General features: G+C 36.1%; 1 pseudogene (cut by a window edge). It reads right to left on the reverse strand.

What is annotated here, in order from left to right:
* Positions 1-20: 20 nt before the first annotated feature.
* Positions 21-17,128: pseudogene (gene ebh / locus JV528_RS01040) on the reverse strand (hyperosmolarity resistance protein Ebh) (its annotated part continues 12,059 nt past the right edge of the window); the annotation flags it as partial.

The raw sequence follows: 17,128 nt of genomic DNA on the forward strand, positions 1-17,128 counted from the left end.
ACTTTGAAGGGAGCATTTCACTTCGCATTAGCTAAGGCTTTTATTTTATTTTTCGCATCTTCTTTAGCTTTCACTAAATCTTTGATGTCTTGTAATGCTTGTGCTAAACGCTCTTTTGCTTGCTCAATCTCTTCTTTAGTCATCGCATTGTTAATGCCGTTATGACCTTGTTGCAAGATTTGATTTATTCGATCTTTGAGTGCTTGTTTTTCCTTATCTGTTAGATTTGGATTTCGATCGATTTCGTCAATTAAAGCTTGTACACGTTTATCAACATCTTGCTTCGTATCTTCTTTAGCTTTCACTAAATCTTTGATGCCTTGTAATGCTTGTGCTAAACGCTCTTTTGCCTGTTCAATTCCTTCTTTAGTCATCGCATTGTTAATGTCGTTATGACCTTGTTGAAGTATTTGATTAATACGGTCTTTAAGTGCTTGTTTTTCCTTATCTGTTAGATTTGGATTTCGATCAATTTCATCAATTAATGCTTGAACTTGTTTATCAACATCTTGTTTCGCATCTTCTTTAGCTTTCACTAAATCTTTGATTTCTTGTAATGCTTGTGCAAGTTGTGCTATTGCCTGCTCAATTTCTTCTTTAGTCAGCGCATTGTTAATGTCGTTATGACCTTGTTGAAGCATTTGATTAATACGGTCTTTAAGTGCTTGTTTTTCCTTATCTGTTAGATTTGGATTTCGATCAATTTCGTCAATTAATGCTTGAACTTGCTTATCAACATCTTTATTTGCATCAATTTTAGCTTTCGGTATTTCATTGGCATGCACTTGTTCAATCGCTTGGTTGCCAGCTGTTTGAACTTGAGATACATCCTGATTACTTGTTGCTTTATTAATGTTATTAATGATGTTGTTTGCCAGTTCTTCTGCTTTATTTTTCGCAATAAGCTTGTCTTGATCCGTCGCATTTGAAGCTTCGATTTCTTTTAGCTTATTAGCTAAAGCTTGATTAATCGATTGAATTGCCTTGTCTTTAGCATCTTGTAGTCGTTGATCACCATTAAGATTTTGGATTGCATCATTGACTGATTGAATTGCGCCATTGATATCATTCACATTTGTATTATCACTATTTAGCAATGTATTTGCTAGACGTTTAGCATCATCGAAGTTTGTTTTAGCATTATCGTCAGCGTTTTGGTAATTGACAGTTTGCTCTGCATTTGGAATTTCATTGTCAACTAAATGTTTCAATGTTTCCATTGCATTATTTAAGTCAATTTGATTATTAACAATATCTGTTACATCTGATACAGTATCGGCATTGTTAATTGCATTATGTGCAAGATCTTGTTGCTGTTTATTTAATCCATTTAACGAATTAACAAACGCATTTGCTTTATCTTTGGCATTTGCAAGGTTTTGGTCTCCATTTAATGCATTTTGAGCATCGATAATATTTTGTTTCAATTGCTCTGCTTCAGCTTTTGCAATTGCATTACCTTGCACTTTATCTAACTCATGTGCTGCATTCGCAATTGCATTATCATAATTTGCTTTCAAATTATCATCTGCATTGATGTAATTTGTGCTGCTGATAACACCAAGGTGCTGTTCGTCAATATATTGTTGTACTGCACCCATTGCATTATCTAATTTAGTTGCTCTATTAATTGCTCGAGATGCTTTATTTAGCGTTTCAGCATTATTAATTTGTTGGGTTGCCAATTGTCTTTGAGCATTGTTTAGATGTGTTAATTGATCCAATCTTTGTAATGCTTCAGACTTACGATTATTAAGTCTTTCTTCACCATTTAATGCTTGCTTAGCTGCAGTGACTGCATCATTTAATTTGATAACTTGTTCTGCAGTTAAGTTTTGACCTGTCGATTTATCAAGTGCTTGTTTCGCTTTATCAACCGCTTCATCATACACTTGTTTAACTTGTGTATCTGCATTGACATAGTTCGTGCTACCTTTCGTGCGTCCTTCATTGCCAGTGATTTCTTGTGACAATTGATCCATTGCACGATTAAGTGCCTTAGCCTCATCTACAATTTGTTGGATTTGATTTAAATCGTTTGATTGATCGATGCGACCTTTAAATCCATCTTGTTGAGCATTGTTTAATGCATTCAATTGGTCGATGTCATGTTTACCATTTGTTTTAGCAAGTGCTACACGTTCATCTCCATTTAATGCTTGTTTTACATTTAAAATGTTTTGAAGTGCTTGATCCACTTGTTGCTTATTCGAATTTTGTTTTAATACATTTTCAGCTTCTGCAATAGCTTGTTTATAAGCATTTTGCTTATCTGAATCTGCTTGCGTGTAATCTACAGTTTGCTCAACGTTAGCATGTTCATTAACTGCTTGCTGTAATTGATCCATAGATTGATTCAATTGCGTTGCTTGATCTACTAATTCAGCAATTGGTTGAAGTTTCGTCGCTTGATCAATATTTTGTTTAGCAGTTGCAATTTGTTCAGCATTTAAATGTGTTAATTGGTCAATAGTTTGTTTCGCTTGTGTTTTAGCTTCAGCGACTCTCTCATTACCATTTAACTCATTTACTTTTTCTTGAAGCTTAGTTAATGCTTGTTCTACAGCGTCTTTATTCGCATTTGAACCATTAGTTGGATCTGTAATGCTTTCTGCAGCTTGTAACGCTTGATCTACTGCTTCTTTTTTATCAGTTGACGCTTCAGTGTAATTTGGTTGAGCCTTATCTGTATTCACTTGATCAACTTTATTTTTCAATGTTTCCATCGCGTGATCAAGTTCAGTAGCAGTTTGAACATGTTGTGCAACCTCTGTTCTTGTAGGCGCTGCATTTATAGCATCAGTTAAAGCTTGTTGTTGCGCATGATTTAAGTTTGGTAATGCATTAACAGTCGTTACTGCTTGTTGTTGATCACGAGCAAGTTTTTGATCACCATGTAGGTTATCTTTTGCAGTTGTTACTGCTTGTGTTAATTGTTCCACTTGTGATTTGTCGAGTGTTGGATTACCTGTTTGGTTAATTAAATCTTTGGCATGTTGTACTGCTGCTTGGTATGCATCTTTTTGTGGCTTATCTTCATTGATAAACTTGCTACCAGATTCTGTTTGTTGTTGATCTTGAATACTATTACGTAATGCTTGCATTGCTTGATCAAGCGCTTGTGCTTCAGCTAATTTTTGCGCTACTTCATCACGAGTTGCTGCGTTGTTTATTTGACTTTCAAGAGCTTGACGTTGCGGATTATTTAAACTATTTAATTGATTTAAATCAGTAACTGCATGTTGTTTATCGTCTGCAAGTTTTTGATCACCATGTAGGTTATCTTTAGCTTGGTTAACACCTTGTGTCAATTGTTCAACTTGTGCTTTATCAAGCGTTGGATTGCTAGTTTGATTAATCAAATCTTTGGCATGTTGTACTGCTGCTTGGTATGCATCTTTTTGTGGCTTATCTTCATTGATAAACTTGCTACCCGCTTCTGTTTGCTGTTGATCTTGAATGCTATTACGTAATGCTTCCATTGCTTGGTTAAGTGCTTGTGCCTCAGTTAATTTTTGTGCTACTTCGCCACGAGTTGCTGCATTATTGATTTGATTTTCAAGTGCTTGACGTTGTGGTGTATTCAAGTTAGACAAGTTATTTAACGTTTCTGTTGCACGTTGCTTATCTTGAGCTAATTTTTGATCACCATGTAAGTTGTTTTTAGCATCAGTCACTGCCTGTGTCGCTTGATCAATGATTGATTTAGCTAATGTAGGATCAGTTGTTTTGTTAATCAAATCTTTCGCGTGTTGTACTGCTTGCGTATAAGCATCTTTTTGCGCTTGATCCTCGTTAATAAATTTACTACTTGCTTCAGTTTGTGGTTGATCTTTAATACTTTCTTTTAATGCTTTCATCGCTTCATTTAATGCTTGCGCTTGTGCAATGATTTCAGCCACTTTATCACGAGTTGTTGCATTATTAATTTGATTTTCTAACGCTTGTTGTTGAGCTGGTGTTAATTGATCTAAATGATTCAGAGAATTTCCAGCTGTTTGCTTATCTTGAGCTAATCGTTCAACACCATCTAAACCATTTTTAGATGTTGTCACTGCTTGTGTCGCACTTGATACATTTCCTTTATTGATAGTCGGATTATTTAATCCTGCAATGATAGACTCAGCATTTTGAACTGCTTCATCATATGCTTGTTTTTTATTCGGTTCTGCATTGACATATGCACTACTCGCACGTGTTGCATCTTTGTCAGCAATACTTTGTTGTAATGCATCCATAAGTTGATCTAATGCTTGTGCTTCAGTCAAATCTTGCTTAACTGCTGTTCTAGTTGTTTCGTTATCAATTAACGTGTCTTCCATATGTTTTTGTGCATTGTTTAGATGTGCTAATTGACTAACCGTTTGTTTCGCATGATCTTTATCATTTTGTAACTTCACATCACCATGTAATGCTGCTTTCGTTGTATTCACAGTTGTCGCTGCTTGATTAATCACATTGTTATCTAATGTCGCTGTTTGCTCATTGATAATGTTATTTGCAGCTTGCACTGCTTGATCGTAGTTTTGTTGCTCTGGTTGATCTTCGTTGATATATTTGCTATTTGCTTTAGTTGCTGCGTTATCTTGAATACTTTCTCTTAAGCCATGCATTGCTTGGTTAAGCGTATTCGCATTTTGTTCAATTTGATGAACTGCAGTTACTAAAGTTGCAGCAGTAACTTGGTCTTTTAATGCTGTTTTTTGAGGATCATTTAAGCTTGTTAAAGCATCAATTGCTTGCGTCGCATTTGTTTTAGCAACTTGTAAGTTATGATCTCCATTTAACGCTTGAAGTGTAGTTTGAACTTTAGTAATAGCTTGTTCTACTTCTGGTTGGTTCGCATTTTGACCAGTTTGTTTGTTAATCATGGCTTCTGCTTCATTTACCGCTGTAGTATAAGCAGTTTGTTTATCAGTATCAGCATTGATGAAGTTACCACGTTGTTCAACGGCTTGATGATCTGCAATCGCATTGATTAAGTTACCCATTGCGGTATTTAAAGATTCTGCAGTTTGCTTGTGACCATTAACTGCTGCAATATCAGATGATTGCGTAATTTGTGATTGTAACTGTTGCTTTTGCGCATTATTTAAATGATCTAATTGATCAAGTCTATTGTTCGCTTGTTGCTTAGCTGCTACAAGGTTTTCATCACCATCTAATGCAACTTTCGTGTTATTCACTTGTGTCGTTGCACTATTAACTTCATCTGGATTCATCGTAGGTGACGTTGTTTGATTAATGATGTTATTAGCAGCTGTTACAGCTTGGTTATAGTCATTTTGTCTTTGTGCAGTTGCATCATGATAATCTTCAGACGCTAATGTCGCTTGGTTATCTGCAATACTATTTCTTAATAATTCCATCGCATGATCTAATGTTTGCGCTTTTTGATTAATTGTAGTGACATCTGTAACAAGTGGCGCTTGAGTAATTTGACTTTCAAATGATTGTTTTTGTGCATCATTTAAGTGTGTTAGATTCGCCAGTTGTTGTTTCGCTTGTTGCTTAGCATTCGCTAAATTATCATTACCATTTAATGCTTGTTTCGCTGCGTTCACTTCATTAGTGATGCTTTCAACTTGTGCTTGTACTTCATTAGTACCACTTTGTTTATTCAATAATGCTTCAGCTTTTGCTACGGCCTGTTTATACGCATTTTGTTTGTCAGGATCTGCATTTAAATAATTACCATCCGTTAATGTTTGAGTCTTATCATTAATAGCTTGTGATAATTGATTCATTGCTTGATCTAGGCTCGTTGCTGTTTGTTTAACTTGAGTTACTCTTGCAATTTCAGGCGATTGATCGATTTGACCTTTTAATGCTTGTTTTTGAGCATCGTTTAAATGTGTCATTGCGTTGACAGCATCTTTGGCATTTTGTTTTTCAGTTGCCAATTTAGCTTCACCGTTTAAGCCATTTTTAGCATCAGTCACTTGAGTTAATGCACGAGTAATATCATCTGGGTTAAGCGTTGGATTTGTCGTTTGATTGATAATACCTTCCGCTTGAGACACTGCATTTGTATATGCTGTTTGCTTATCGGCATCAGCATCATGATAGTTTTCACTTGCTGTGACGGTATCTTTATTTGCAATACCTTGTTTCAAGTTACTCATTGCTGTATTCACATTTTGTGCATTTTGTTTAGTTTGTTCAACTGTAGCTAACGCTTGTGCTTGGTTGATTTGATTACGTAACGCATCACGTTGTGGTTGATTTAAGTCACGTAACGTATCAAGATTTGCTATTGCATCTTGTTTCGCTTGCGCTAATTTTTCATCACCGTTTAATGCATCTTTCGCTTGATTCATAGTTGTAATTGCTTGTGTTACTGTATCAGGCGTCAATACAGGTGTTGGTGTGCCATTTGCGATTTGTTGCGCTTGGTTAGCTGCATTGTTATATGCTTGTTGTTTGTCTTGATCCGCTTGTGTAAAGTCAACTGATTGCGGTACTTGACTGTTTGCTTGAATTTGTTGTTTCAACGTACCCATTGCATTATTTAATGCATCAGCATTTTGCTTAATAGCATTAACACCTGTAACAAGTTCTGCATGTGACACTTGGTCTTTTAATGCTGTTTTTTGTGGTTGATTTAAGTTTGGTAACTGATCAATGGCAGTATTCGCATTGTCTTTAGCAACTTGTAAGTTATGGTTACCGTTTAAATCACCCTTAGCTTGAGTCACTTGTTGTGGATCCACGTTTGCATTTGGTGTACCACTAATGATTTGTTCAGCATGTGCTACCGCATTGTTGTAAGCATTTTGCTTATCAGTATCAGCATTGACAAAGTTACCATTTGCTTTAGTTTGGTCTTTATCTGCAATACCTTGTTTCAATTGTGTCATTGCTTGATTTAAATCTTGTGCTGTTTGCTTAATTGTGTTTACATTTGCAACAGTTTGCGCAGCATCGACTTGTTGTTTTAATGCATCTTTTTGCGCTTGATTTAAATCATTCGCATTTGTAATAACTTGTTTCGCTGCATCTTTTGCACGTTGTACATTGTCATTACCATTCAATGCTTGTTTCGCTTCGTTCACACGTTGCATCGCTTGTTCCACTTCAGTTTGACTTGCATTGTTGCCATTTGCTTTAGATAAAATACCTTCTGCTTGTGCAACTGCATTAGTATAAGCATCTTTCTTAGCTTGATCTGCATCAGTAAAGTTAATGCTATTTAATGTCTCAGTTTTATCTTGTAATGCATTACTTAAGTTAGTCATTGCATTATTCAGATTTTGAGCATTTTGCTTAACATTATTAACTGTTGCAATATCTGGTGCTTGTTCAACTTGTGTTGTTAACGCTTGTTTTTGAGCATCATTTAAATGATCTAATGTGCCAAGATTTGTCTTAGCAGCTTGTTTGGCATCAGCTAATTTTTGATTACCGTTAAGTGCTTGATTTGTATCATTCACTTTAGTTAATGCTTGTTGAATTGTATTTGGATCCATTGTTGGATTTGTTGTTTGTTTTAACAATTCTTCTGCTTTAGTTACTGCATTGTCATATGCTGTTTGCTTGTCAGTATCAGCATCGTGATAGTTCTCGCTACCTTTAATTTGTGCTTTATTCGCAATACCTTGTTTCAATTGTGTCATCGCATCATTAAGCGTAGTTGCCGCTTGTTGAATAGCATTGACGTTAGGTACAAGTGTTGCTTGCGTGATTTGTTTGCTGTATTCATCACGTTGCGCTTGATTCAAGTTTGGCAATTGATCAATAGCATGTTGAACATTTTGTTTCGCCGATGCTAAGTTCGTATTACCATTTAAATCATTTTTAGCTTGCGTAACTTTATTTAACGCTGCACTAATTTCGCTAGGTGTAACGACAACATCAGGCGTACCACTAATTAATGCTTCAGCTTTCGCTACTGCTTGTTTATATGCATTTTGTTTGTCAGGATCTGCATTGACAAAGTTACCATCAGCTTTTGTTTGTTCTTTATCTGCAATGCCTTGTTTTAATTGTGTCATTGCATTGTTTAACTCTTGTGCTGTTTGTTTAACATTGTTTACACCAGCAACAGTAGTTTCATTTTGAACTTGTTGTTTTAATGCGTCTTTTTGTGCTTGGTTAAGGTCATTAGAGCTATTAATTAATGCTGTTGCTTCGTCTTTTGCATGTTGAACGTTGGCATTACCATTTAATGCTTGTTTTGTTGCATTAACTTGTTGGATTGCTTGTTCAACTTCTGATTGTGTTGCATTGCCACCATTAGCTTTTGAAATGATATTTTCAGCATTTGTAACAGCAGTGTTATATGCTTGTTGTTTTGCTTGATCTGCATCAGTGAAGTTTACTGTTGCTTTCGTAGCATCTTTGTCAGCTATCGCTTGTTTCAAGTTACCCATCGCTGTATTTAAGTTTTGCGCATTTTGTTTAATTTGATTTGCTTCTTCAACAGTATGCGCGCCATTAATTTGATCAGTAACTGCTTGTTTTTGCGCATTATTTAAGTTGTCTAATGAACCTAATGATTGTGTCGCTTGTTGTTTCGCTGCCTCTAGGTTTTCATTACCATTTAATGCATTTTTAGTTGTGCTTACTTGTCCAGCAGCTTGATTGATAACAGTCGGATCTAAAGTTGGACTTGTAGTTTGATCAATAATACCTTGTGCAGTTGTGACAGCATTATTGTACGCATCCTTTTTATTCGGACTTGAATCAGTATAATTTTGGTTTTGTTTTGTTGTCGCATTATCTGCAATACTTTGACGTAATTTGTCCATTGCTGCATCAACATTGTTTGCTTTTTGTTCATTACCTTGTGCTTCTGCAACAGTAGTCGATTGTTGTACCAATTGTTTTAATGCCTCTTTTTGTGCATTTGTTAAATGGCTTAAACCGTCAATCGCTGTATTTGCGTGTTGTTTAGCTTTTTCAAGGTTTTGAGTACCATTAAGCGCTGCTTTTGTAGTATTCACTTGATTCATAGCTGCTTCAACTTGATCTTTAGGCACGTTTGTACCTGTAGATTTATTTAAAATATTTTCAGCATTACGAACCGCTTCATTGTATGCATTTTTCTTCTCTGGATCTGCATCTGCAAAGTTTTGACTGCCAAGTGTATTGTCTTTATCATTCAAGCTATTTTTCAAGTTACCCATCGCTGCATTTAGTTCCTGAGCTGTTTGAATGGCTTGCGTTACTTCGGCTACAGTGTGCGCTTGATTGATGTTTCCAGTAACAGCACCTTTTTGTGCATTGTTTAAGTTATCTAACGTAGATAATGTTTGGTTTGCATTGTTTTTAGCATCTGTTACTTTTCTATCACCATTCAACGCTTGTTTCGTAGTTGTTACAGTTGAAAGTGCTGCTTCAACTTGTGATTGGTTCGCATTTGTACCATTTGCTTGATTAATAATATTTTCAGCAGCAGTTACCGCATTGTTATATGCTGTTTGTTTTTCTGGATCTGCATCTGTAAAGTTAACACTTTGTTTCACTTGATCTTTGTCTTGGATTCCGTTGATTAAACGTTCCATTGCTTGATCTAATTGTTCAGCTTTAGTTTTCACTTGATTTACTGTGCTAATATTTGGTGCATTTGTCACTTGCGTATTTAAATCTTGCTTTTGAGCATTATTTAAATGACTTAATTGGTTGATGTTAGCAGTCGTTTCTTGCTTTTTATTCGCTAAGTTTTGTGCACCATTAAGCGCAGTTTTATTAGTGTTCACTTGATTTGCTGCTTGTGTTACTGCAGATGGATCAAGTGTCGGCTGGCTCGTTGCATTAATGATATTTTCAGCACTTGTAACAGCTGTATTGTATGCATTTTGTTTATCTCTATCAGCATCAACATATGGTTGACTCGCTTTTACTTCATCTTTATTCGCAATACTATTTCGAAGTTGATTCATTGCATTATCAAGATTTGTCGCGTTGTCTTTCACACTTTGAACGCCAGTTACTTGTGTCGCGCTATCAATTTGACCAGTAATACTTTGTTTTTGTGCATCAGATAAATGTGTCATTTGACGTAATGCATCTTTAGCTTGTTGCTTCGCAGTTGCTAAGTTTGTATCACCGTTTAAACCTGTTTCAGCATTATTAACACGTTGTGTTGCTGCTGTAACATCTGCTGCATTTGTAATCACATTAGGTGAACCATTTACAATGTTTTTCGCAGCATTATATGCATCAGTATAAGCACCTTGCTTATCAGGACTCGCGTTAGTGTAATTACCACCAGCTACAATTGTGTCATGATCAGCAATTGCTTGTTTTAATTGATCCATCGCATTATTAAGTGATGTAGCACTATTTTCCAGATCAGTTACACCTGATACACGTTGCGCAGCGTTCACTTGTTGTTTTAATGCTGTTTTTTGTGGTGTATTCAAATGTGTCAAGTTATCGATAGCTTGTGTAGCTTCAGTTTTAGCGCGTTGTAAGTTCGCGTCACCGTTCAAAGCATTTTCAGTAGACGTTACACTTTGAATTGCTTGTTCAACAGCTTGCTTATCTTTATTCGCACCGTGATCTTTATTTAAGTAAGATTCAGCTTGTGTGATAGCATTATCAAATGCTGTTTTCTTAGTTGGATCTGCGTCGATGTAATTTTCGTTCGCTTTAGTTTGATCTTTATTTGCTATAGCTGATTGTAATCGTTGCATTGCACCATCTAAGTCTTGTGCTTTCGTTTTAACACCATTTACACCGTTGACTGTTGTCGCGCCTTCGATTTGTGATGTTAAATCTTGTTTTTGTGCATTATTTAAGTGTGTTAATGTACCTAAGTTTGCTTTCGCATCTGATTTTGCTTGTCTTACATTTGCGTCACCGTTTAAAGCATTCTTAGCAGTTGTTACTTGATTTAATGCAGCTTCAACTTGTGCTTTCGTCATATTTTGACCGTGTGCTTTATCTAAAATACCTTGAGCATTCGTAACAGCATTTGTGTAAGCATCTTTCTTACCTTGGTCAGCATCTGTAAAGTTCACTTGTTGTTTAACAGTGTTTTGGTCATTAATACCATTTTGAAGTTGACCCATTGCTGTATTTAATTCATTAGCAGTATTTTGTGCAGCAGTTACGTCTGCTACTGTAGTTGCATTGTCAATTTGACTAGTTGCTGCAGTTGATTGCGCATTATTCAAGTTACTATATGAAGCTAATGCACGTTTCGCTGCTTCTTTCGCTTGAGCAACTTTATTATCACCATTCAAGTCATTTTTAGCTTGATTCAATTGGTTAAGCGCTGCTTGAACTTGTGTTTCATTCGCGTTGCTGCCATTAGCATTAGTAATTCCTTCTGCTTGTGTAACCGCAGTATCATACGCTTGTTGTTTTGGTTGATCTGCATCTGTGTAATTGACGCTTCGCTTCGTATTATCCTTTTCAGCAAGTGCATGTTTCAAATTACCCATCGCTGTATTTAACGATGTTGCTTTATTTTTAGCCGCTGTAACCGCCGCAAGGTTTGGTGCATGATCCACTTCTGCATTTGCCGCAGTTCGTTGTGCATTGTTTAAGTCTGATAAATGACCGATGTCTGATTTCGCATTTTGTTTTGCATCTGCTAATTTTTCATCACCGTTCAATGCAGACTTCGCACTGTTCACTTGGCTCGCTTTTTGATTAATCGTATCTGGATTCATTTCAGGGTTATTCGTTGCACTAATAATACCCTCAGCATTAGTTACCGCATCATTGTATGCAGTTTGTAAATCTGCATTCGCGTCTTGATAATCTTCACTTGATTTAGTCGCATCTTTAGAAGCAATACTTTGTCTTAATTGATTCATTGCTTGATCTAAAGTACCGGCATTAGCTTGAATACCTTGAACACCTTCAACAGTCGTACCGCGTTCAATTTGCGATGTTAAGTTTGCTTTTTGAGCATTAGTTAAATGTGACATTGTCGCTAATTGTTGTTTAGCTGTGTTCTTCGCTTCATTTAATCGCGCGTCACCATTTAATGCTGTTTTAGCATTATTCACACGTTGTAAAGCTTGTTCAACTGCTGTTTTATTGTCATTTGAACCAGCTGTTTTATCTAATAACGTTTTAGCTGCTGTTACAGCATCATTGTATGCAGTTTGTTTTTCTCTATCTGCATCAGTATATTTCTGAGCTGCTTTTGTAGCTGCTTCATCATTAATACCATTTTGTAAGTTGCTCATTGCAGTATTTAATTCAGATGCCGTTGTAGACACTTGATTTACACCTGCAACTGTTGTCGCACCTTCAATTTGTGATTTCAATGCTGCTTTTTGTGCATTATTAATTGATGTAAGGTTATTCAATGCATTTTTCGCAGTTGTCTTAGCGTTCGCAACATTTTGATTACCGTTCAATTCGTTTTTAGCACGTTGTACATTTTGTAACGCAGTTTCGACATTGTCTTTTGCAGTATTTGGACCTTGTGCTTTATTTAAAATTTGTTCAGCTTGCGTCACTGCATTTGTATATGCATTACGTTTCGCTTCATCTGCATCAGTGAAGTTAACACCTTGCTTAATCGTATTTTGATCTTGAATACCATTTTTCAAGTTCGTCATAGCTGTATTTAATGCATCCGCATTATTTTGTGCTTGTGTTACTTCATTAACATGCGTTGCACCCTCGATTTGACGTTTCGCTGCATCTTTTTGTGCATTAGTTAAGTCACTTAAGCCATTCAAATGTTGCTTCGCATTTGTTTGTGCAGTTCTTAAGTTTTCTTGACCATTTAACGCTTGTTGTTTAGCTGTCACTTGGTCTTTCGCTTGATCAATTTCTTGCGCATTCATCGTTGGACTAGTTGTTTGACCAATGATTGCTTTTGCTGCAGTGACTGCATTGTTGTAGTCAGTTTGTTTGTTTTGACTTGCATCCGTGTAGTTTTGACCTGCTTTAATCGTTGCTTCATTCGCAATGCTATCTCGTAGACCTTTCATTGCAGTGTTTAATGTTTGTGCATTATCACGAACAGTTTGAACATTTGGCAACGTCGTGTCTTTATCACGAATTGATGTTTCTAATTGACCCATAGCACCATCTAATTGTTGCGCTTTGGCTTTAACTGTATTAACACCATCAACATTTGTTGCTTGTGTAATTTCATTATCTAACGCATTACGTTGTGCATTATTAATGTGTGTCAATGTACCTAACGTTTGTTTCGCAGCGACTTTCGCTTCATTTAATTTTGCATCACCGTTCAACGCCGTCTTCGTACTGTTCACATTTTGTAATGCTTGTTCAACTGCTGCTTTGTCTACATTTTGACCACTAGCTTTTGTTAAAATTGCTTTTGCTGCATTTACAGCTTGATCATAAGCTGATTTCTTACTTGGCTCTGCATCTAGGTATTTCTGAGTTTGTTTTGTTTGTGTCTCATCATTGATACCATTTTGTAAACTGTGCATTGCGTTATTTAATTCTGTTGCTTTTGCAGTTTCTTGATTTACACCAGCTACTGTTGTTGCACCATCAATGCTATGCGTTAATGTATCTTTTTGTGCATTGTTAATTGATGTTAAGTTATTCAAGTTGTTTTTCGCAGTTGTCTTAGCTTGAGCTAAGTTTTGCGCACCATTTAATGCATGTTCTTTAGTTGTCGCTTGTGATGTTGCTTGAGTAATAGTATTTGGTTCCATCGTTGGGTTCGATGTTTGATTAATGATTGCTTTTGCTGCAGAAACTGCACTGTCGTACTCGTTACGATTATTTGGACTTGCGTCAGTGTAGTTTTGCCCTGCTTTAATTGTTGCTTCATTCGCAATACTATCTCTTAAGCCTTTCATCGCTGTATTCAACGTTTGAGAACTATTTTTAACAGTTTGAACGCCATCTAATGTAGTTGCACTTTGAACTTGTTCTTTTAATTTCGCTTTTTGTGCATTATTCAATTGCGCTAAGCCATCAATTGTATTATTAGCATTTTCTTTAGCAACACGTAAGTTGTTATCACCATTTAATGCTGTTTTAGCCGCATTGACTTGTGATGCCGCACTATTTACGTCATTGACTGTTAATGTCGCATTCGGTGTACCACTGATAATATTTTCTGCGTTTGTCACTTTTGAATCATACGCTTGACGTTTTTCTTGATCAGCATTGACATAATTACCGCTTGCTTTTGTTCTTTCTTTATCAGCAATAGCTGCTTTAAGTGCTGTCATCGCGCCGTTCAATTCAGTAGCTGTACGTTGAACGTTATTTGCATCAGATACACGTTGTGCATTGTTAACTTGTGTTTTTAATGCATCTTTTTGTTTTTGGTTTAAGTCATGTGCGTTGTTAATTGTGTTCGTCGCATTTGTTTTAGCTTGAGCTAAGTTTTGTGCACCATTTAACGCTGCTTTTGTTGTATTGACTTGATTTGCCATGCCATTAATCGCATTAGCATCCATATTTGGATTGTTCGTTGCATTAATAACACCATTTGCATTATTTACAGCAGTATTGTAATTATTTTTGTTGCTTTCAGATGCATCAAGATAATTTTGACTTGTTTTCGTCGTATTATCATTTTGGATACTTGTACGTAATGCACCCATGGCAGAATTTAACGTATTACCTTTATCTTTAACACCATTTACACCAGCTACATTTTGCGCTTGTTCAACTTGATGCTTCAAGTTGTCTTTTTGTAATTGTGTTAAGTTAGGTAAACCATTAATCGTATTTGTTGCTGAAGTTTTCGCATTTCTTAAGTTTTCAGCACCATTTAAAGCCGCTTTCGCTCTTGTAACTGTATTTAATGCATTATCAACGTCTGCTTTAGATGTGTTACCACCAGTTTGTTTATTTAAAATGCCTTCAGCTGCTGTGACAGCTTGAGTATATGCGTTACGTTTTGATTCATCTGCATCAAGATAATTTTGATTTCTTAATGTCGCATCTTTATCATTGATTGAACCTTGTAAGCTATTCATTGCGCCGTCTAATGTATTGGCATTTGTTTTTACAGTATTAACCCCATCTACAGTCGTCGCTTGATTGATTTGACGTTCTAAGTCATTACGTTGTGCATTCGTAATATGGTTTAAAGCACCTAAATTTTGTTTAGCTGTCGCTTTCGCTTCTGCTAGTTTCGCATCACCATTCAATGCATCTTTCGTACTTGTTACTTGTTGTAATGCATGGTCAACTGCTGCTTTATCTGAATTTGATCCAGATTGTTTATTTAAAATTGCTTTCGCAGCAGCTACAGCTTGATCATAAGCAGTTTTCTTACTTTGTTCAGCGTCACGATATTTTTGAGTTTGTTTTGTTGCATTTTCATCATCAATACCATGTTGTAATTGACCCATTGCTGTATTAAGTTCATTTGCAGTTTGTTGGATACTTGTTACATTTGCAACACGTTGCGCACTTGTAACTTGTGCTTTTAACGCATCTTTTTGCACTTTATTTAAGTTAGCAGCACCATCAATCGCATTTGTTGCTGTTTGTTTCGCTTGCGTTAAATTATGTGTACCATCTAATGCATTTTTCGTTGATGTTACTTGTGTAGCGATTTGGTTAATTGCATTAGCATCCATATTTGGATTGCTTGTTGCATTAATGACACCTTTTCGTAGCTGTGTTATCTTGAATGCTATTTCTTAACGTACCCATAGCACCATTTAATGTGTTGGCACTTGATTTAACAGTATCTACACCTGCAACATTTTGTGCTTGTTGCACTTGTTGTTTCAATTTATCTTTTTGAGCAGTTGTTAAATGTTGAAGTCCGTTTATAGTAGTGTTTGCATTTGATTTAGCTTGTTCTAAATTATGGTTACCATTTAGGGCACCTTTCGCATTTGTCACTTGTGACAACGCGTTTTCAACGGCAGCTTTGTCTAAATTTGATCCACTATTTTTATTTAAAATATTTTCTGCGTTCGTAACGGCTTGAGTATAAGCAGTTTTCTTATCTGAATCAGCATCAAGATAGTTTTCGCTCGCTAAAGTATTCGTTTTATCATTAATACCATTTTGCAAGTTAGCCATCGCTGTATTCAATTGTGTACCTGTATTAGATACCGCTTCAACACCAGCTACTGTTGTTGCTTGATCAATTTTAGTTGTTAAGTCACGTTTTTGTGCATTATTAATAGACGTTAAATTATTTAATGCATTTTTAGCTGTATTCTTCGCATTTGTGACATTTTGATCACCATTCAATGCATTTTTAGCGCTAGTAACATTTTGAATAGCCGCTTCTACATCTTGTTTAGGCGTATTTGCACCTTGCGTTTTGTTCAGAATTGTTTCTGCTCTGCTTACCGCATTTGTATACGCATCACGTTTGGCTTTATCTGCATCAGTGAAGTTAACACCTTGTTTAACTGTGTTTTGATCATGAATAGCTTGTTCCAAGTTGCCCATTTGCGTATTCAACTCAGTTGCTGCATTTTTAGCAGCTGTTACCTCACTCACATGACCCGCACGATCAATTTGTGATGAGATTGCAGATTTTTGGTTATTTGTTAAGTGTGATAACGTATTTAAGTTTTGCTTAGCAGTGTTTTGTGCATTTCTTAAGTTTTCAGCACCGTTCAAACCATTTTTAGCATTATTCACTTGTGTTGTAGCTTGGGTAATCGCACTAGCATCCATAGTCGGATTGTTAGTTTGATTAATGATACCTTTCGCATTTGACACAGCGCTATTATATGTTGATTGGTTATTCGGACTTGCGTCTGTATAGTTTTGACTTGCTTTGACTGTTGTTTCATTAGCAATACTATCTCTTAAGCCTTTCATTGCATTGTTCAATGCTTGTCCATTTGTTTGAACGGTTTGTACGTCTTCTAATCTATTGGCTTGTCCCACTTGTTCTTTTAATTTAGCTTTTTGAGGAGTATTTAATTGCGTTAATGCATCAATAGCAGTATTGGCGTTTTGTTTTGCTACACGTAATCTTTCGTCACCATTTAATTCTTGTTTCGCGCTGTTTACTTGATTAGCTGCAGCTGTTACTTCTGAAGGTGTCGTAACAACCGTTGGCGTACCGCTAATAATATGTTCAGCATTGGTAACTTTAGTTGTGTAATCATTTTGTTTAGTGCTATCGGCGTTGACATATTTACTGCTTGCTAACGTATTCGTCTTATCTGCGATGGCATGTTTTAATGTGCCCATTGCCGTGTTCAGTTCAGTCGCATTACGTTGTACATCTTGTGCA

The sequence above is a fragment of the Staphylococcus sp. GDB20D11A genome (assembly GCF_016893255.1).
GTDB classification, from domain to species: Bacteria; Bacillota; Bacilli; order Staphylococcales; family Staphylococcaceae; genus Staphylococcus; species Staphylococcus aureus.